This window comes from Thalassovita mediterranea, assembly GCF_001458435.1.
Lineage (GTDB): Bacteria > Pseudomonadota > Alphaproteobacteria > Rhodobacterales > Rhodobacteraceae > Thalassobius > Thalassobius mediterraneus.
In genome coordinates this window covers 237,487-254,849 of record NZ_CYSF01000007.1, presented here as the reverse complement: position 1 = coordinate 254,849, position 17,363 = coordinate 237,487, and the positions used below count along the sequence as shown (strand labels likewise).

The window sequence follows — 17,363 nt, the reverse complement described above, 5'->3', positions numbered from 1 at the left end:
CCCAGCCCCAGCTTAATTCGATCAACGATTCGCGCCCGGAACCCACAGGACGTCATCGGCGCCATTATCGTTAGCCACACGCGCAGCGACAAAGAACCAGTCACTCAGGCGGTTCAGATATTTGACGGCTGCAGGGTTTACCAATTCCTCTGCCGCCAGTTCGACGGCCAGACGTTCGGCGCGACGTGCCACGGTGCGGCAGACGTGCAGATGCGCGGACAGCGCGGTGCCGCCCGGCAGGATGAAACTGCGCAGCGGGCTTAGGTCCCTGTTCATCGCATCAATCTCGGCCTCAAGGCGTTCGACCTGCGCATCAGACACGCGCAGCGGCGGGTATTCGGCCTCTGCATCCTTGTCCATGTCAGGGCGGCACATGTCGGCGCCCAGATCGAACAGATCGTTCTGCATCCGACCAAGGGCTGCGTCCATTTCACCATCAGCCTGCAGGCGCGCCACACCCAGCGTAGCGTTCAGCTCATCCACGGTGCCGTAGGCATTTACGCGCGCCGAATGTTTGGCAACACGGGTGCCATTGCCCAGCGCGGTATCGCCCTTGTCGCCAGTGCGTGTGTAAATTTTGTTCAGTACGACCATGGCTCAGCCTCCTCTGCGCAGCCAGACAAACAATAGGATCAGCACAACTGCACCAAGCTGCGCCCACAAACGCATGCGCATCAGCTTGTTGGCGTGTTTGCGATTGAATTCGCCACCTTTGGTGAAGCCGCCAATGCCCACCATCAGGATCACCAGCACGCCGATACAGGCGGCAGCGACTACAAAAAACAGTGGATCGTCAGCCATGTGTCATTCCCTCGTTTGGCCTTCTTTTGGTTCCCTCTGATGTAGAGGGGCAGCGGCGCGGCGCAAGCCCCAAAAACGTCGCGCCATACATTTCCTAGCCCTTCGCCAGCAGCCAATCGAGCGCACGGGTGGGCAACACACGGCGCAGCGTGCCCATAATGTAGGTTGGCGTGGTCACATAATAGCGTGCCTTCGGGCGATCCGAATTAAGCGCGCGCAGCAATTTCGCCGTCACTGCCGAAGGCGGCAGCTCAAAGGTATCGGGCGTGGTGTTGTCATCATATAGGCGCTTCACCAGCTTGGCGCGGTATTGATCAGCGCGGGCGCTGTTTTGCCAATCAATCCATTTCTCAAAATGCGGGACCGCGTTGCGGCGGATCTCCGATGTGACGGGTCCGGGTTCGATCAGCACCACATTGATATTGGTGTCCCGCATTTCGATCCGCAGCGTGTCGGTCAACGCCTCCAGCGCAAACTTGGTGCTATTGTAGGCCGACCGCCACGGCGCCACCACCAGACCCAGAACGGAGGAACAGTTAACGATGTGCCCATGCCCCTGCGCCCGCATTACTGGAATCACCTGACGGGTCAGGTCATGCCAGCCAAATACATTGGCCTCAAAAATCTCGCGCAGCGCACCACGCGGCAGGTCCTCATTTGCACCGGGACAGGCATAGGCACCATTGTTGAACAGCGCATCCAACGTGCCACCGGTCTGATCCAGCACATGGGTGAGGGCGGCGGTGATCGACCCCTCATCACTGTAATCCAGCTGTACTGTTTCCAAGCCTTCTGCTGCCAGACGATCACAATCCTTCTGCTGACGGCAGGCGGCAAAGACACGCCACCCTGCGGCCTTCAACCCATGCGCAGCGTCATAGCCGATGCCGGTTGAACAGCCGGTGATCAGGATGGATTTCTGGCTGGCCGGTGATGTCATGTCATGTGTTCCCATGTGGTTTCGCTCAGAGCTAGGACATGATGCAACGCAAAGCAAATGTCCCGGCCGCATCCTGACAGGCGAAATTAGCCCAACAGATGTTGCCTAGCCTTGTCGCCTATCAGCTAGGGGGTTACACAGCATATATGACTGATGACATCGAAGATCCCCATATCGACCAGATCGAAGTGGCAGAGCCGCTGCGCCGCGCGATTGGCGACCGTTACCTGACCTATGCGCTCAGCACGATTATGCACCGCGCGCTGCCGGATGCCCGTGATGGTCTGAAACCGGTTCACCGCCGCATCCTTTATGCGATGCGTGAGCTGAAGCTGTCGGCAACCGGCGGCTTCCGTAAATCGGCGAAAATCTCTGGCGACGTGATGGGCAACTATCACCCCCACGGCGATGCGGCGATCTATGATGCGATGGCGCGCTTGGCGCAGGACTTCAACGTCCGTTATCCGCTGGTCGACGGTCAGGGCAACTTCGGCAACATCGACGGCGATAACCCTGCGGCCAGCCGATACACAGAGGCGCGGATGACCGCCGCCGCTGAGGCACTGCTAGAGGGGCTGAACGAAAACGCCGTTGATTTCCGCGAAAACTACGACGGCACGCTCAGCGAACCTGTGGTGCTGCCAGCCGCTTTCCCGAACCTATTGGCCAATGGCGCCGCAGGGATCGCGGTGGGTATGGCGACCAATATTCCGCCGCACAACATTGAAGAGTTGATCGGTGCCTGTCTGCATCTGATCAAAACCCCCGATGCCCGCGATGAGACGCTGCTGAACTACGTCCCTGGACCAGATTTCCCCACCGGCGGCGTGATTGTCGAGCCGCGTGAAAACATCGCCAAGGCCTACGCCACCGGGCGCGGCAGCTTCCGTCTGCGCTGCAAGTGGGAGGTCGAGGACCTGGGCCGTGGCACCTGGCAGATCGTGATCACCGAGATCCCGTATCAGGTGCAGAAGTCCAAGCTGATCGAAAAGATCGCGGAGCTGATCCAGACCAAGAAAGTGCCAATTCTGGCCGATGTGCGCGATGAATCCGCCGATGACATCCGCCTGATTCTGGAACCGAAGTCGAAGAACGTCGATCCGCAGGTTCTGATGAACCTGATGTTCCGCAGCTCGGACCTAGAGATCAAGTTTTCGCTCAACATGAACGTGCTGATCGACGGCGTGACACCCAAGGTCTGTTCACTGAAGGACGTTTTGCGCGCCTTCCTCGATCACCGCCGTGACGTGTTGCAGCGCCGCTCCAAACACCGTCTGGACAAGATCGACCACCGCCTTGAGGTGCTGGAAGGCCTGATCATTGCCTTCCTCAACCTTGACCGCGTGATCGACATCATCCGCTATGATGATGCGCCGAAACAGGCGCTGATGGCGGAGGCATGGGGTGATAAGAAACCCCGTGCCACGGATGAAAGCGGCTATCGCTCGCCCCTGCCCGCGAAGGGTGATGGCGAACTTACAGAGGTTCAGGCCGAAGCGATCCTGAACATGCGCCTGCGCTCCTTGCGTCGTCTGGAAGAGATCGAACTGACCCGCGAACGCGACGCCCTGCTGGAAGAGCGCGCAGGCCTGTTGGAACTGCTGGGCAGCGAAGAGTTGCAGTGGAACCGCATCAGCGAAGAGCTGAAAGAAACCCGCAAGCAGTTCGGCCGCTCCTCCGAAGGGGGCAAGCGCCGCAGCGCCTTTGCCGAAGCGGTTGAGGCCGAAGAAGTGCCGCTGGAAGCGATGATCGACCGTGAACCGATCACCGTAGTCTGTTCGCAAATGGGCTGGATCCGCGCCATGACCGGCCATATCGACCTGAAGCGCGAGCTGAAATTCAAAGACGGCGATGGCCCGCGCTTCATCTTCCACGCGGAAACCACGGACCGCCTGCTGGTCTTTGCCAGCAATGGCCGTTTCTACACGGTGCAGTCGTCGAACCTGCCCGGTGGGCGGGGCATGGGCGAACCGCTGCGTCTGATGGTTGATCTGCCAAACGAGGCAGAGATCATCGATATCCTGATCCACAAACCGGGCCGCAAACTGCTGGTCGCCTCGTCAGAGGGCAACGGGTTTATGGTGGGCGAAGACGACGTTCTGGCCCAGACCCGTACCGGCAAACAGGTGCTGAACGTCAAAGACGACATCAAGGCCCAACTGGTCCGCCCGATTGACGGCGACCACGTTGCGATTGTCAGCCAGAACGGCAAATTCCTGGTCTTCCCGGTCAGCGAACTGCCGGAAATGACCCGCGGCAAGGGCGTGCGCCTGCAGAAATACAACATGGCGCGGGGCCGTCAGGGCACGCTGGAACTGGACGGCGGACTTGGCGATATCACCACCTTCAACTGGGACGATGGCCTTAGCTGGGAAATGGGCGGCGGCAAAACGCGGCACGAACCGGACATGTCCGACTGGCTGGGTAAACGTGCTGGTGTCGGCAAGAAGGCGCCCTACGGCTTCCCCCGTGATATGAAATTTACCTAAATCTACGGCGGGCCCTTCGGGGCCCGTTTTCTATTGCGCCTCCGGCGGGAGTATTTGAGGACCATTGAAAGGGCTTTGCCCAACGTTATGCTTCGCCATGGGACGAAAACGTCCCATTTTAGGTCCATGCCAATTGCCACTGACACCCTTGCCAAACTGTCCCTTGCCCCACTGTTGATCGCGCAAGCGCTTTATGTGCGGCAAAAGGCGTTGAACCTGCCCGAACCACCCGGTCCACGTCAGGGTCACACTGGGACAGGGCGTGCACTCAGATTACTGATCGCCGGTGACAGCTCAGGCGCGGGCGTTGGCGCCACGGCGCAGGCGCGCGCGCTGTCAGGATGTCTGGTGGATGCGTTGGCGTCTGATCATCAGGTCACATGGCAGCTAGAGGCGCGCACTGGCGACACGACCCGCGCCACGCTGGCGCGTCTGACCGCCCTGCCCGCCGCCCCCTTTGACATCGCCGTTCTGGCACTGGGGGTGAATGACGTGACCAAGGCCGCGCCGCTACCGCGATGGTCCACGGATCAACGCAACCTGCATCAATTGCTGCGGCAGAAATTCGGCGTTCGCCACATCCTGGCGTCGGGTATTCCGCCGATCGGTCAGTTTCCGCTGCTGCCGCAACCGCTGCGTGGGTTGTTGGGCCGCACGGCGGATCGATTTGATGCGGAGCTGGCGCGACTGGCCCACAATGATCCGTCACTACATCACCTGCCCTTTGACCTGCCGTTTCGTCCTGAATACATCGCGCGCGATGGCTTCCATCCGTCAGAGGTGGCATATCCTATTTGGGCGGCCCGCCTTGCGGCTGAAATCCGGCGGTTGGATCTGGGCTAAGGTGCCTTTCTTCTGGCCTTTGCACATGGGCTTTGCGATACCTCGGCAAACACTTGCGAAATAGGTTGCCCCATGACCCAGATCATCACCGCCCTCTCCGAGGTTTCCGCCCAGTATGACGCGCTGTTCGTCGATCTGTGGGGCTGCGTCCACAACGGCGTCACTGCCTATCCTGAGGCCGTCGCCGCGCTGCAAGCCTACCGCAACAACGGCGGCATCGTAGTGTTGGTCACCAACTCGCCCAAGCCCCGCGCAGGTGTGGCGGCGCAGCTGTCGCAGTTCGGCGTGCCGGATGATGCCTATGACACCATTGCCACCAGCGGTGACAGCGCCCGTTCGGCAATGTTCACTGGTGCGGTGGGCGAAAAGGTTTACTTCATGGGCGAATGGCAACGCGACGCGGGCTTCTTTGAACCGCTGAGTCTGCTGGAAAACCCCGTCAACATCACCCGCGTACCACTGGACGAGGCAGAGGGCATCGTCTGCTGCGGCCCCTTTGACACCATGGCGGATCCGGATGTGAACCGCGCCGATTTCCTTTATGCCAAGACCAAGGGCATGAAACTGCTCTGCGCCAACCCCGACATTGTAGTGGACCGTGGTGAGGTGCGCGAATGGTGTGCCGGTGCTTTGGCGAAACTGTACACAGAGATGGGCGGCGAAAGCCTGTACTTCGGCAAGCCGCATCCGCCAATCTATGATCTGGCACGTCGTCGCCTGAACGTGTTGGACCGCAACATCGAAGACAGCCAGATCCTCGCCATCGGTGATGGTCCCCACACTGATATTTCCGGCGGCATGGGCGAAGGTATCGACACCCTGTTCATCACCGGCGGTCTGGCGCGGGCAGAAACCAAAACCACCGACCAGCCCGAGGCAGAAGCACTGGCCGCCTACATCGAGCGTGAACAGGTGAACCCCACCTACAGCATTGGCCAGCTGCGCTAAGACGCGCAGAATAAGGCCTCCAGCGGAAAGATTACCCAAAGGTTAATGCAGAATCTCCTTGATTTTCTGCAGCTGCGAAGTAATAAAGTTGCAATCGAAGCGACCCACAGGTCCAAATCTTTCGCAACCGATTCCGCTGGAGGGACGAATGTTGGATAATATGCCGCGCGGCACCATCTTTATCGAAGACATTGAGGTCGGGATGACCCGTTCCCTGCGCAAGGTAGTAACGGACGAAGACATCGAAATGTTCGCGCAGGTCTCCACCGACCACAATCCTGTGCATCTGGATGAGGCTTACGCCAAAGACACAATCTTTGGTGGTCGCATCGCACACGGCATGCTGACCGCTGGCCTGATCTCGGCGGTGATTGGTGAACAGCTGCCCGGTCATGGGACCATCTATATGGGGCAGTCGCTGAAGTTCCTTGGCCCTGTGCGCCCGAACGACATGGTTTTTGCCGAAGTAGAGGTTCTGTCCATCGACCTGACCAAACGCCGTGTTGAACTGGACTGCCGCTGCATCGTAGATGGTAAGCCCGTTCTTAAGGGTCAGGCCACCGTTCTGGCCCCGTCCAAAAAACTGGACTAATCGCACCACACATCGGGCAAGGGTCACCTTGCCCACCGTGCTTTTACGGGGTCGCTTGCCCGCCCCCTTTCCTGCCGTCACATCACGCTTGATCCCGCGCCTCTGGGGCGATACCTCACAGTCATGCGTATCATCCGGGATTACAGCTTTGTCACCGATCAGGACCGCGGCGCTGCAGCGGCCATCGGCAATTTCGACGGGGTCCATCTGGGCCACCAGTCGGTGATCGACCTCACACGCGATATTGCGAGCGAAAAAGGCGTGCCACTGGGCATCATGTCCTTTGAACCGCACCCGCGCCAATTCTTTGCGCCGAAAGCACCCGCTTTCCGCCTGATGAGCGCCGAAGCACGCGCGCACCGGCTGGAAAAGCTGGGGGTGGAGCGGCTCTATGAACTGCCGTTCAACGCAACGCTCTCTGCTCTCAGCCCCGAAGATTTCGCCGCCAAAGTAATCCGCGACGGGCTGGCCCTGACCCATGTTGTTGTGGGTGCGGATTTCTGTTTCGGGCAGGGTCGCAAAGGCGATGTCGAGGATCTTAAACGCTTTGGTGCCGACATGGGCTTTGGCGTCACGGTGGCCGAGCTGCTGCATGGCGACAAAGGCGAAGTGTCATCGACCGCGATCCGCGAAGCGTTGGCAGAGGGCCGCCCGCGTGATGCGCAGGCGATGCTGGGCCACTGGCACCGCATGGATGGTGAGGTGATCGGCGGCGACCAGCGTGGCCGTGAATTGGGCTATCCGACCGCCAACATGTCGATCGACGGTCTGCACCAGCCCAAAATGGGCGTTTATGCGGTACTGATCGACGTGCTGGATGGCCCGCACAAGGGCAGCTACCACGGCGCAGCCTCGCTGGGCGTGCGGCCGATGTTTGGGGAAAACAAACCTAACCTTGAAACCTTCATCTTTGATTTCAAGGGCGATCTATATGGCACCCCGATTTCTGTCGGGTTGGTGGACTATCTGCGCCCAGAGGCCAAATTTGATAGCCTAGAGGCGCTGATCGCGCAGATGGATGCCGATTGCGCCAAAGCGCGTGACCTGCTGGCGGCGCTCTGATGCCCCAGCAATTGCGCCGCAAGTTCTGGGAAACCGTACCGCTCAAAGACATGTCGCGCCCTGAATGGGAAGCGCTGTGCGATGGTTGCGGCAAATGCTGCCTGAACAAGCTAGAGGACGAGGACACCGGCGAGGTGGCGTTGACCAATGTGGCCTGCCGCCTGCTGGATGATAGCACCTGCCAGTGCAGCCAATATCCGATCCGCCACAACTTTGTCCCGGAATGTATCGTGCTGGGGCCGGACAATCTGGATCAGAACCTCTACTGGATGCCGGAAACCTGCGCCTACAAACTCTTGTGGACTGGTCAGCCGTTGCCCGAATGGCATCCGCTAAAAACCGGCGATCCGAATTCTGTTCATGCGGCGGGCGTGTCCATGCGCGGCCGTACGGTGCCAGAATTTGAGGTCGCAGACGAAGACTGGGAAGATCACATCATCAAGGAGCCCGTGTAATGTTTTTCGCTTCTGACAACGGCGGGCCTGTTCACCCGCAGATTATGCAAGCGGTGACAGAGGCCAACGAAGGCTATCGCACCGGTTATGGTGTCGAGGCCGAGATGGACCGTGTACGCGACATGATCCGTGACGTGTTCGAAGCCCCCGAAGCGGCAGTCTATCTGGTTGCAACCGGCACTGCCGCCAATTCTCTGGCACTGGCGACGCTGTGTCAGCCGTGGGAAACCGTCTTCTGCTCGCCGGTTGCGCATATCCACGAGGATGAATGCAACGCACCGGAATTTTTCAGCGGTGGCGCCAAGCTGACACTGGTTGGTGACAGCGATAAAATGACCCCCGATGCCCTACGCCGTGCGATTGAAAATGAACACACCCGCGGCGTGCATGGCCCCCAACGAGGGCCGGTGTCGATCACGCAAGTCACCGAAAAGGGACATGTTTACACGCTGGAGGAACTGCGCGCACTGACCGCAGTCGCGCGCGACTACGGCCTAAAAACGCACCTGGACGGTGCGCGATTTACCAATGCACTGGTAAAACTGGGATGTACGCCCGCAGAAATGACCTGGAAAGCGGGCATTGATGCGGTCAGCTTTGGCGGCACCAAAAATGGCTGCATGGGGGTTGAGGCGGTGATCTTCTTTGATCCGGCCAAAGCGTGGGAGTTTGAACTGCGCCGCAAACGGGGCGCGCACCTGTTTTCCAAACACCGCTATCTATCCGCACAAATGCTGGGCTATCTGGCGGATGATCTGTGGCTGGATCTGGCCCGCCAAGCCAATGACACATCGGCCAAACTGGCGGATGGGCTGCGTCAGGTTGACGGTGTGGAGTTCACCACCACACCAGAGGCGAACCTGTTTTTTGCCAAATTGCCCCGCCGTCTTCACCAGAAGGCATTTGATGCTGGTGCTTACTACTACATCATGGAAGGCGAGCTGGGAGGCGATGATCCCGAAGAGATGTTGCTGGCACGATTTGTCTGCGATTGGTCCATCGGCGAAGCAGGTGTTGAGGCCTTGCTGAACGCTTACCGCGCGTAAAAATGGCGGGCATAATTGCCCGCCTGCCCCTTCTATTGGCATCCTAGCCCAGTTGACTGCTGGCTCAGGCCGCTTGGCCCTTTGCGTTGGCCACGCGTTCCATGAACGGGCGTATCACCGACAAAACTTCCTTGGGGTGGGAAATCGGCAGCATGTGACCGGCGTTTTCAACGACGGCACGCTCCGCCCCTTTAATCCGGGCCGCCAACGCCGCATTGACCTTGGCCACATAATGCGGGGAACGCCCGCCTTCCAACAGCAATGTCGGCACCGCCAAGTTTTCTAGCGCGCCAGCTGCCAACAGCCCTCCGACATCTTCGCCGACTTCATCATTGGCGGCGACAACCAGATAGATCTGTTTTTCAGCCCTTCGGCGCATTTGCTCTGGCAAGGCGTCCCAACTGCGCCCGCCCCCCCAATCGGTATAAAACAGGCGCGCTGCCTTCTCCGGCTCCCCAGCGTCAATCGCCGTTCCCAGAGCCGCCATCTCTGCCATATGGCTATCTTTCAAACCGGGGTGATCCGCATAGGCCGCGGCAAAGAAAACAGGTTCGATTAACGTCAGGGATTTCACCAGCTCCGGACGCTCACAGGCGAGGCGCAATGCGGACGCTCCACCAAAGGAATGACCAATGAGGTGAGTGGGTTCCGTCAGTAAATCCAGCGCCATATCCACGGTCTGACGCTGGATCGGCGTCACACCGTCCCAATCAGCACTCCCGCCATGTCCCGGCAGGTCGAAGGCTGTCATCGACAGCAGATCATTCAACCCGGTCGCCAACGGCATGAACGCCATCGAATGCCCCATGGTGCAATGCAACATCAGCGCCGGCTCATCCCCCGCACCAAAGCTATAAACCTGAGTATCAACGCCCGCGCAGGTCCTTACACCAGACACTTACAACTCACCCTTCAGATGCAGTTCCAGTTCGTCCAGGCGATCCTGCCCCCAGAACTTCTGTCCACTGTCGCAAATGAAAAACGGCGCACCAAAGACACCGTTGGCAACGGCCTCTTCCAGGTTGGCTGCATACTCCTCTGCGCCGGTCAACAGGCCGCTATCAGCCAGTGCGGGATCAAAGCCCGCTTCGCTAAGGCAGGCCTTGATCACCTCATCCTGCGCGATGTCCTTTTCTTCGACCCAGCAACAGGTCAGCAGTCGCCGGATCAGCAGAGGCAGATCGCCACCCCCTGCCTTTTGCGCGGCGATCACTGCATAGGACGACGGTGCCGCGTTCGTGGGCCAATGCGCGGGCTGAAACGTCAGCGGCATCCCCAGCTTGCGTGCCTGACGCGGCAATTCCTGCGCGCGGTATTCCTGTCGGGCAGGATGGCGCTGCGGCACAGGCTGACCACCAGTTCGAGAGAATGTGCCGATAATATCGATCGGTTTGTAGGTGACTGTCGTGCCCTGACGTTGCGCAATCTCTTCCAGACGGGTGCCAACCAGATAGGTGTAGGGCGAAATCGTCGAAAAATAGTAATCAATATGTGCCATCTCTGCACCCTTTCGTCGGCATAGCTTTGATTGAGCGTAGCTTAGTGCTAAGCGGTGTCAACGTTACGAATCTGTCATCTCGACCAAATCTTGGGGAACCGTCGACATGCCCACCACCACCGAACCTAAACTGATTTCTGGCAACGCCAACCTGCCACTTGCCAAATCGATCGCGCGACGCATGTCGCTGCATCGGGGGACCAGCCTGAACCTTGTTGAAGGGCGTGTTGAACGCTTCAACGACGGCGAGATCTTTGTAGAGGTCTATGAGAACGTCCGCGGTGAGGACATGTTCATCATCCAGCCGACGTCGAACCCGGCGAACGACAACCTGATGGAACTGCTGATCATGGCTGACGCGCTGCGCCGTTCGTCCGCCGCACGCATCACCGCAGTGATCCCCTACTTCGGCTACGCCCGTCAGGATCGCCGCACCAAGGCACGCACACCCATTTCGGCCAAGCTGGTGGCCAACATGCTGGTCGAAGCAGGCATCGAACGCATCCTGACGCTTGACCTGCACGCAGCGCAGATTCAGGGCTTCTTCGACATTCCTGTAGACAACCTCTATGCCTCGCCGATCTTTGCGCTGGACGTAAAAGAGAAGTTTGCAGGCCATCTGGATGAAGTCATGGTTGTATCGCCCGACGTGGGCGGCGTGGCCCGTGCCCGCGAACTGGCCAAGCGTATCAACGCGCCGCTGTCGATCGTTGATAAACGCCGTGAAAAGCCCGGTGAAGTAGCCGAAATGACCGTCATCGGTGACGTGACCGGCAAGCGTTGTATCATCGTAGACGACATGTGCGACACCGCTGGTACCCTGTGCAAGGCCGCTGAGGTGCTACTGGAGCATGGCGCAACCGAAGTACACGCCTACATCTCGCACGGTGTGATGTCCGGCCCAGCGGTCGAACGTGTCACCAACTCGGTGATGAAGTCGCTGGTGATCACCGACTCGATCCAGCCGACCGAAGCGGTTAAAAACTGCCCCAACATTCGCATCCTGCCGACCGCACCGATGTTTGCCCAGTCGATCATGAACATTTGGCACGGCACCTCTGTTTCGTCGCTGTTTGAAACCGAAACGCTGGAACCGATCTACGAAGGTCAGTTCCCCGGTTAATCGGGCGACCCCCAACAGCATTATAGAAACACAAAGGGCGCCATTTGGCGCCCTTTTGCTGTCCGACTGTCATCCACGGGGCAGCGTCAGGGTACGTCCCAGTGATCCTCATCCGCGACCGGACCGATCGCCATCCAGCCAGCACGGGCGCGGGCAACGCGCGTGTCGCCCCAGGTGCGGAACACAATATCGAATTGCTGCGGGGTGATATTTTCCGCCTCGAGGTCTGTACGCACATTTGTCGATTGATCCACATCCCACATCGACATGGACACCATCACATTCGGCGCGGCACGAAAGGGTTCGGAAAACTGAACGGTCACACGGCATTCGCGCGCCCCCTGGCCAGTCCACATCTCGCCACCGTCTTCGAAATCCGAAAACAGGTTCTGTTGGCCCTGTTCAACACCGACGTTATTGTTGCTGATCTTCCTCATAGGACCACTTTAGCGCATTTTCGCCGCAGCAGGTCAATTGAAACACGCAAAAAGGCCCCGCTCAGTGGAACGGGGCCTTTTGAATTTGTCTTCGCTCTTGCGATTACAGGTTCGTGTGGAAACCCATGTCTTCCGCAATGTGCATCAGGTCCGCCACCAGTTTGTGGGTTTCGTGATGGTTGTCCACGTCCGCGGCCTCGTGGGCTGCTTTCGCTTTCGACAGAAGATCGGTCACGATGTCCTGCGTCACTTCAGCCTTCGGCACAGCCATTTCGGCCAGAACCGAAATGGAGTCCGACGACAGCTCTGCAAAACCGCCGGTGACGAAATAGCTTTCTTCACCTGCGATCACCAAACCGGGACGCAGGGTAAGGATGGTCGGCTCGTGGCCGGCCATCGCTGTGAGGTCACCGCTTGCACCCGGGATCTGCACCTGCTCCGCAGCCAGAGACGCAAGTTTGCGCTCAGGAGAGACGAGATCAAATTGGACTGTATCAGCCATGAATGGCCTCCTTCCGGGTTACGATTAAGCTGCTTCCGCGGCCATTTTCTCGGCTTTTGCGATCACTTCGTCGATGCCGCCAACCATGTAGAAGGCTGCTTCGGGCAGGTGATCGTATTCGCCAGCCACAACGGCTTTGAACGATGCGATGGTGTCTTCCAGCTGAACCTGAACACCGTCGGAGCCGGTGAACACTTTCGCAACGTCGAACGGCTGCGACAGGAAACGCTGGATCTTACGGGCACGGGCAACGGTCAGTTTGTCTTCTTCCGACAGTTCGTCCATGCCGAGGATCGCGATGATGTCCTGCAGCGACTTGTAGCGCTGGAGGATACCCTGAACCTCGAAGGCCACCTTGTAGTGCTCTTCACCAACAACTGCCGGGTCCATCAGACGCGACGAGGAGTCCAGCGGGTCAACGGCGGGGTAGATGCTCAGCTCGGAGATCGCACGGTTCAGAACGGTGGTTGCGTCAAGGTGCGCAAAGGTGGTTGCAGGTGCCGGGTCGGTAAGGTCGTCCGCCGGTACGTATACAGCCTGGATCGAGGTGATCGAGCCGTTCTTGGTCGAGGTAATACGTTCCTGCATGGCGCCCATATCGGTTGCCAGGGTCGGCTGGTAGCCCACCGCCGAAGGAATACGGCCCAGAAGCGCCGACACCTCAGAACCCGCCTGAGTGAAGCGGAAGATGTTGTCGACGAAGAACAGAACGTCGGTACCGGACTGGTCACGGAACTGTTCTGCCAGGGTCAGACCAGTCAGAGCAACACGTGCACGTGCACCCGGAGGTTCGTTCATCTGACCGTAAACCAGCGCAACCTGCGACTCTTCGAGGTTGTCAGGCTTAATAACGTTGGATTCGATCATCTCGTGGTAGAGGTCGTTCCCTTCACGGGTACGCTCACCAACACCTGCAAACACCGAGAAGCCCGAGTGTACTTTTGCGATGTTGTTGATCAGTTCCATGATCAGAACGGTTTTGCCAACACCGGCGCCGCCGAACAGACCAATTTTACCACCCTTAGCGTAGGGGGCCAGCAGGTCGATAACCTTGATGCCGGTCACCAGAACTTCGGACTCGGTCGACTGTTCGTCGAACTCGGGTGCGGGCTGGTGGATGGCGCGGGTTTCGTCTGCGTTTACAGGACCCTGCTCGTCAACGGGCTCGCCCACAACGTTCAGAATACGGCCCAGGGTCGCGTTACCAACCGGAACCGAGATCGGGCCGTTGGTGTCTACAACTTCTTGACCGCGAACCAGACCTTCGGTCGCGTCCATCGCGATGGTACGTACGGTGTTTTCGCCCAGGTGCTGAGCAACTTCCAGCACCAGGTTTTTACCGTTGTTGTCGGTGTTCAGTGCGTTGAGGATCGGCGGCAGCGCGTCTTCAAACTGCACGTCCACAACGGCGCCGATCACCTGAGTGATTTTGCCTTTTGCGTTTGCCATTATTTCGTCTCCGTTCTCTTAGAGCGCCTCGGCGCCCGAGATAATTTCGATAAGTTCGCTGGTGATCACGGCCTGACGCGAGCGGTTGTACTCGATCGTCAGTTTGTCAATCATCTCACCCGCGTTACGGGTTGCGTTGTCCATTGCGGACATCCGCGCGCCCTGTTCGGATGCACCGTTTTCCAGCAGTGCCGAGAAGATCTGCGTGGCTACGCCGCGCGGCAGAAGGTCAGCCAAGATGGCCTCTTCGTCCGGCTCGTAGTCATACAGCGTGCTCTCGCCCGCGTCTTCCGCAGCCTCGAAAGAGGCAGGGATGATCTGCTGTTCGGTCGGAACCTGAGAGATTACCGACTGGAAACGGTTGTAGAAGATCGTGGCGACGTCAAATTCGCCAGCATCGAAACGCGACAGCAGGTCGCGCGCCAGATCCTGAGCATTGACGTAACCGACGTTTTTCACCTCGGACAGATCGACATGGCCGATGAAATAGTCGCCCAGGTCACGTTTCATTTGCTCACGGCCCTTTTTGCCAACGGTCAAGATTTTGACCGTCTTGCCTTGAGCGATCAGCTCTTCGGCTTTGGAACGTGCAAGTTTGGCGATCGAGCTGTTGAAGCCACCGCAGAGACCACGCTCTGCCGTCATGACCACCAAGAGCTGCACCTGGTCGGAACCAGTGCCTGCCAGCAGTTTGGGTGCATCGCCGGAGGTGCCAACAGATGCGGCCAACCCACCCAGAACGGCGTTAAACCGTTCTGCGTAGGGGCGTGCCGCCTCTGCAGCGTCCTGCGCACGACGAAGTTTCGCCGCGGCAACCATCTGCATGGCCTTGGTGATCTTCCGAGTGTTCTTCACACTCTCGATCCGAATTTTTAGGTCCTTGAGACTCGGCATTGCCTTATCTCCCCTTAAGCGAAGTCAGCTGCGAATTCGTCCAGCGCGGCTTTTACTTTGTCAGCCAGCTCACCTTTAACCTTACGGTCGTTGTCGGTGATGTCGGCCAGCAGGTCCGCGTGCTTGCCGCGCAGGTGCGCCAGCAGGCCAGCTTCGTAGCGGGCAACGTCGCTTACTTCGATTTTGTCCAGGTAGCCGTTGGTGCCCGCGAAGATCATGCAGACGATTTCGGCGTTGGTCAGCGGCGAGTACTGCGGCTGTTTCATCAGCTCGGTCAGACGGGCGCCACGGGCCAGCAGCTGCTGGGTGGAGGCGTCCAGATCGGAACCAAACTGCGCAAATGCAGCCATTTCGCGGTACTGGGCCAGCGACAGTTTAACCGGACCGGCAACCGACGACATCGCTTTGGTCTGAGCCGAGGAGCCCACACGCGATACCGACAGACCGGTGTTCACAGCAGGACGGATACCCTGGTAGAACAGTTCGGTTTCCAGGAAGATCTGACCGTCGGTGATCGAGATCACGTTGGTCGGAATAAACGCGGAAACGTCGCCGCCCTGGGTTTCAATGATCGGCAGTGCGGTCAGCGAGCCTGCGCCGTGATCTTCGTTCAGCTTTGCCGAACGCTCCAGCAGACGCGAGTGGAGGTAGAAAACGTCACCCGGGTACGCTTCACGGCCCGGCGGACGACGCAGCAGCAGCGACATCTGACGGTAGGACACAGCCTGTTTGGACAGGTCATCATAGATGATCAGCGCGTGCTTGCCGTTGTCACGGAAGTATTCAGCCATTGCGGTCGCGGCGTAGGGCGCCAGGAACTGCATCGGGGCCGGGTCGGACGCGGTAGCGGCCACAACGATCGAGTATTCGATCGCACCGGTTTCTTCCAGCTTCTTCACCAGCTGCGCAACGGTCGAGCGTTTCTGACCAACTGCAACGTATACGCAGTACAGCTTCTTGCTCTCATCGTCGCCGGCGGCGTCGTTGTAGGATTTCTGGTTCAGGATCGCGTCCAGAGCAACGGCAGTTTTACCGGTCTGACGGTCACCAATGATCAGCTCACGCTGGCCACGGCCAATCGGGATCATCGCGTCAACCGATTTCAGGCCGGTTGCCATCGGTTCGTGAACCGATTTACGCGGGATGATGCCCGGTGCTTTCTGGTCGGCGATGCGACGCTCAGCGGCTTCGATCGGACCTTTGCCGTCCAGCGGGTTGCCCAGACCGTCAACAACGCGACCCAGCAGACCTTCACCGGCAGGCACGTCCACGATGGAGTTGGTGCGCTTTACGGTGTCGCCTTCTTTAATGTCACGGTCGGTACCGAAGATAACGACACCTACGTTGTCGCTTTCCAGGTTCAGTGCCATCCCGCGGATGCCACCGGGGAATTCGACCATTTCACCAGCCTGGATGTTGTCAAGGCCGTGTACGCGGGCAATACCGTCACCGACGGAGAGCACGCGACCAACCTCAGCAACTTCGGCTTCCTGACCGAAGTTCTTGATCTGGTCCTTCAGGATCGCAGAAATCTCTGCAGCTTGGATACCCATTTATCCGACCTCTTTCATTGCATTCTGGAGGGAGTTGAGCTTGGAGCGGATCGACGTATCGATCATCTTCGAGCCCACTTTAACGACAAGACCGCCGATGAGAGATTCATCAACGGTCGCATTGATATTCACGGTTTTGCCCACACGCGCAGCCAGAGTCTTTGACAGTTTCTCAGACTGGGTTTTGGTCAGGGCTTTCGCGCTGGTCACGTCTGCAGTGACTTCACCCTTCTCTTCCGAGATCAGGGCGGACAGCTGCTCCAGCAGCTGCGGCAGCACGAACAGGCGGCGCTTTTGCGCCATCAACGCCAGACCGTCACGCAGGACAGCCTCCAGACCCATTTTCTGGGCCACGGCGGTGATTGCCTTTTCTTGTTCGTCACGCGACACCAGCGGCGAGCTGATCAGCCCGCGCAGCTCTTCGCTGGCCTCCAGGGCTGCTGAAAGATCGGTGACATTGGATTCAAGATTGCCGAGAGCATTGCTCTCGTTGGCAATCTCAAAGATTGCGGTGGCATAGCGCGCGGCAATGCCTGAGGAGATCGAAGCTGGTTCGGACACGTCCACCCTTCCGACTTTTCTGGCCCCGGCCCGGCGCATACGGAACCGTCCCGGGGGCGTTTAGATCCCAAGCCAGAGTGGTACTCGGACTTTTGTATCGAAATCGCTGGGGGTGTAGCAGAGCATCCGCATCCTATCAACCTGTTGTGAGTTTTCGGCATGCAAAAGAA

Annotated in this window: 19 protein-coding genes; 8 read left to right on the top strand and 11 right to left on the bottom strand. The window is 58.8% G+C overall.

Features of this window, described 5'->3' with window-relative positions; translation table 11 throughout:
- Positions 1-21: 21 nt before the first annotated feature.
- The 3 genes from TM5383_RS08620 to TM5383_RS08610 all read right to left on the bottom strand — a co-directional run bounded on the left by TM5383_RS08620 (position 22) and on the right by TM5383_RS08610 (position 1,741).
- Entirely contained in the window at positions 22-594 is a 573-nt protein-coding gene (locus TM5383_RS08620; protein ID WP_058318633.1) for a cob(I)yrinic acid a,c-diamide adenosyltransferase, read from the bottom strand.
- A 3-nt stretch (positions 595-597) separates the two neighbouring features.
- Complete coding sequence (locus TM5383_RS08615; protein ID WP_058318632.1) at positions 598-801, bottom strand: twin transmembrane helix small protein; 204 nt, start codon at positions 799-801, stop codon at positions 598-600.
- Between the two features lie 94 nt (positions 802-895).
- Complete coding sequence (locus TM5383_RS08610; protein WP_058318631.1) at positions 896-1,741, bottom strand: SDR family NAD(P)-dependent oxidoreductase; 846 nt, start codon at positions 1,739-1,741, stop codon at positions 896-898.
- 146 nt (positions 1,742-1,887) lie between these two features.
- Here TM5383_RS08610 and TM5383_RS08605 point away from each other — a divergent pair, with 146 nt between their 5' ends.
- From TM5383_RS08605 to TM5383_RS08575, 7 genes are all read left to right on the top strand, one after another.
- Positions 1,888-4,230, top strand: a complete 2,343-nt coding sequence (locus TM5383_RS08605) for a DNA topoisomerase IV subunit A (RefSeq protein ID WP_058318858.1) — start codon at positions 1,888-1,890, stop codon at positions 4,228-4,230.
- 126 nt (positions 4,231-4,356) lie between these two features.
- Positions 4,357-5,073, top strand: a complete 717-nt coding sequence (locus TM5383_RS08600) for an SGNH/GDSL hydrolase family protein (protein ID WP_058318630.1) — start codon at positions 4,357-4,359, stop codon at positions 5,071-5,073.
- Between the two features lie 72 nt (positions 5,074-5,145).
- Entirely contained in the window at positions 5,146-6,021 is an 876-nt protein-coding gene (locus TM5383_RS08595; RefSeq protein ID WP_058318629.1) for a TIGR01459 family HAD-type hydrolase, read from the top strand.
- 148 nt (positions 6,022-6,169) lie between these two features.
- Positions 6,170-6,613 carry a MaoC family dehydratase gene (locus TM5383_RS08590; protein WP_058318628.1) on the top strand — a complete coding sequence of 148 codons (444 nt, stop codon included), beginning with the start codon at positions 6,170-6,172 and terminating at the stop codon, positions 6,611-6,613.
- 123 nt (positions 6,614-6,736) lie between these two features.
- Complete coding sequence (locus TM5383_RS08585; protein WP_058318627.1) at positions 6,737-7,675, top strand: bifunctional riboflavin kinase/FAD synthetase; 939 nt, start codon at positions 6,737-6,739, stop codon at positions 7,673-7,675.
- Complete coding sequence (locus tag TM5383_RS08580; protein WP_058318626.1) at positions 7,675-8,130, top strand: YcgN family cysteine cluster protein; 456 nt, start codon at positions 7,675-7,677, stop codon at positions 8,128-8,130. Before TM5383_RS08585 ends, TM5383_RS08580 begins: the two co-directional genes overlap by 1 nt.
- Positions 8,130-9,176, top strand: coding sequence for a threonine aldolase family protein (locus TM5383_RS08575; RefSeq protein ID WP_058318625.1), 1,047 nt, complete (start codon positions 8,130-8,132; stop codon positions 9,174-9,176). The genes TM5383_RS08580 and TM5383_RS08575 overlap by 1 nt, the downstream gene beginning before the upstream one ends.
- A 64-nt stretch (positions 9,177-9,240) precedes the next feature.
- Here the strand turns inward: TM5383_RS08575 and TM5383_RS08570 are convergent, their stop codons facing one another.
- Together TM5383_RS08570 and TM5383_RS08565 are read right to left on the bottom strand one after the other, a co-directional pair.
- The gene (locus tag TM5383_RS08570) at positions 9,241-10,074 is read right to left on the bottom strand and encodes an alpha/beta fold hydrolase (RefSeq protein ID WP_058318624.1); all 834 of its coding nucleotides are present in this window, start codon (positions 10,072-10,074) and stop codon (positions 9,241-9,243) included.
- Positions 10,075-10,674: a 2-hydroxychromene-2-carboxylate isomerase gene (locus TM5383_RS08565; RefSeq protein WP_058318623.1), complete on the bottom strand. Its 600-nt coding sequence runs from the start codon at positions 10,672-10,674 to the stop codon at positions 10,075-10,077.
- A gap of 106 nt (positions 10,675-10,780) precedes the next feature.
- On the opposite strand from TM5383_RS08565, the gene TM5383_RS08560 reads away from it, so the two are divergent.
- Positions 10,781-11,797, top strand: coding sequence for a ribose-phosphate pyrophosphokinase (locus TM5383_RS08560; RefSeq protein WP_058318622.1), 1,017 nt, complete (start codon positions 10,781-10,783; stop codon positions 11,795-11,797).
- 86 nt (positions 11,798-11,883) lie between these two features.
- On the opposite strand, the gene TM5383_RS08555 is transcribed toward TM5383_RS08560, so the two are convergent.
- From TM5383_RS08555 to TM5383_RS08530, 6 genes are all read right to left on the bottom strand, one after another.
- On the bottom strand, positions 11,884-12,234 hold the full coding sequence (locus TM5383_RS08555; protein ID WP_058318621.1) for an H-type lectin domain-containing protein: 351 nt from the start codon (positions 12,232-12,234) through the stop codon (positions 11,884-11,886).
- A 103-nt stretch (positions 12,235-12,337) separates the two neighbouring features.
- Positions 12,338-12,736, bottom strand: coding sequence for a F0F1 ATP synthase subunit epsilon (locus tag TM5383_RS08550; protein ID WP_058318620.1), 399 nt, complete (start codon positions 12,734-12,736; stop codon positions 12,338-12,340).
- A 24-nt stretch (positions 12,737-12,760) separates the two neighbouring features.
- Positions 12,761-14,185, bottom strand: coding sequence for a F0F1 ATP synthase subunit beta (gene atpD / locus TM5383_RS08545; RefSeq protein WP_058318619.1), 1,425 nt, complete (start codon positions 14,183-14,185; stop codon positions 12,761-12,763).
- A gap of 18 nt (positions 14,186-14,203) precedes the next feature.
- On the bottom strand, positions 14,204-15,079 hold the full coding sequence (locus TM5383_RS08540; RefSeq protein WP_058318618.1) for a F0F1 ATP synthase subunit gamma: 876 nt from the start codon (positions 15,077-15,079) through the stop codon (positions 14,204-14,206).
- Positions 15,080-15,093: 14 nt separating this feature from the next.
- Positions 15,094-16,632: a F0F1 ATP synthase subunit alpha gene (gene atpA / locus TM5383_RS08535; protein ID WP_058318617.1), complete on the bottom strand. Its 1,539-nt coding sequence runs from the start codon at positions 16,630-16,632 to the stop codon at positions 15,094-15,096.
- The gene (locus tag TM5383_RS08530) at positions 16,633-17,193 is read right to left on the bottom strand and encodes a F0F1 ATP synthase subunit delta (RefSeq protein ID WP_058318616.1); all 561 of its coding nucleotides are present in this window, start codon (positions 17,191-17,193) and stop codon (positions 16,633-16,635) included.
- Between the last annotated feature and the right edge of the window lie 170 nt (positions 17,194-17,363).

Coding starts and splice junctions, on each gene's coding strand:
- atpA (WP_058318617.1), bottom strand. CDS start 16,632: ATGGGTATCCAAGCTGCAGAGATTTCTGCGATCCTGAAGGACCAGATC.
- TM5383_RS08615 (WP_058318632.1), bottom strand. CDS start 801: ATGGCTGACGATCCACTGTTTTTTGTAGTCGCTGCCGCCTGTATCGGC.
- TM5383_RS08600 (WP_058318630.1), top strand. CDS start 4,357: ATGCCAATTGCCACTGACACCCTTGCCAAACTGTCCCTTGCCCCACTG.
- TM5383_RS08580 (WP_058318626.1), top strand. CDS start 7,675: ATGCCCCAGCAATTGCGCCGCAAGTTCTGGGAAACCGTACCGCTCAAA.
- TM5383_RS08595 (WP_058318629.1), top strand. CDS start 5,146: ATGACCCAGATCATCACCGCCCTCTCCGAGGTTTCCGCCCAGTATGAC.
- TM5383_RS08620 (WP_058318633.1), bottom strand. CDS start 594: ATGGTCGTACTGAACAAAATTTACACACGCACTGGCGACAAGGGCGAT.
- TM5383_RS08610 (WP_058318631.1), bottom strand. CDS start 1,741: ATGACATCACCGGCCAGCCAGAAATCCATCCTGATCACCGGCTGTTCA.
- TM5383_RS08575 (WP_058318625.1), top strand. CDS start 8,130: ATGTTTTTCGCTTCTGACAACGGCGGGCCTGTTCACCCGCAGATTATG.
- TM5383_RS08605 (WP_058318858.1), top strand. CDS start 1,888: ATGACTGATGACATCGAAGATCCCCATATCGACCAGATCGAAGTGGCA.
- atpD (WP_058318619.1), bottom strand. CDS start 14,185: ATGGCAAACGCAAAAGGCAAAATCACTCAGGTGATCGGCGCCGTTGTG.
- TM5383_RS08550 (WP_058318620.1), bottom strand. CDS start 12,736: ATGGCTGATACAGTCCAATTTGATCTCGTCTCTCCTGAGCGCAAACTT.
- TM5383_RS08555 (WP_058318621.1), bottom strand. CDS start 12,234: ATGAGGAAGATCAGCAACAATAACGTCGGTGTTGAACAGGGCCAACAG.
- TM5383_RS08560 (WP_058318622.1), top strand. CDS start 10,781: ATGCCCACCACCACCGAACCTAAACTGATTTCTGGCAACGCCAACCTG.
- TM5383_RS08540 (WP_058318618.1), bottom strand. CDS start 15,079: ATGCCGAGTCTCAAGGACCTAAAAATTCGGATCGAGAGTGTGAAGAAC.
- TM5383_RS08565 (WP_058318623.1), bottom strand. CDS start 10,674: ATGGCACATATTGATTACTATTTTTCGACGATTTCGCCCTACACCTAT.
- TM5383_RS08590 (WP_058318628.1), top strand. CDS start 6,170: ATGTTGGATAATATGCCGCGCGGCACCATCTTTATCGAAGACATTGAG.
- TM5383_RS08585 (WP_058318627.1), top strand. CDS start 6,737: ATGCGTATCATCCGGGATTACAGCTTTGTCACCGATCAGGACCGCGGC.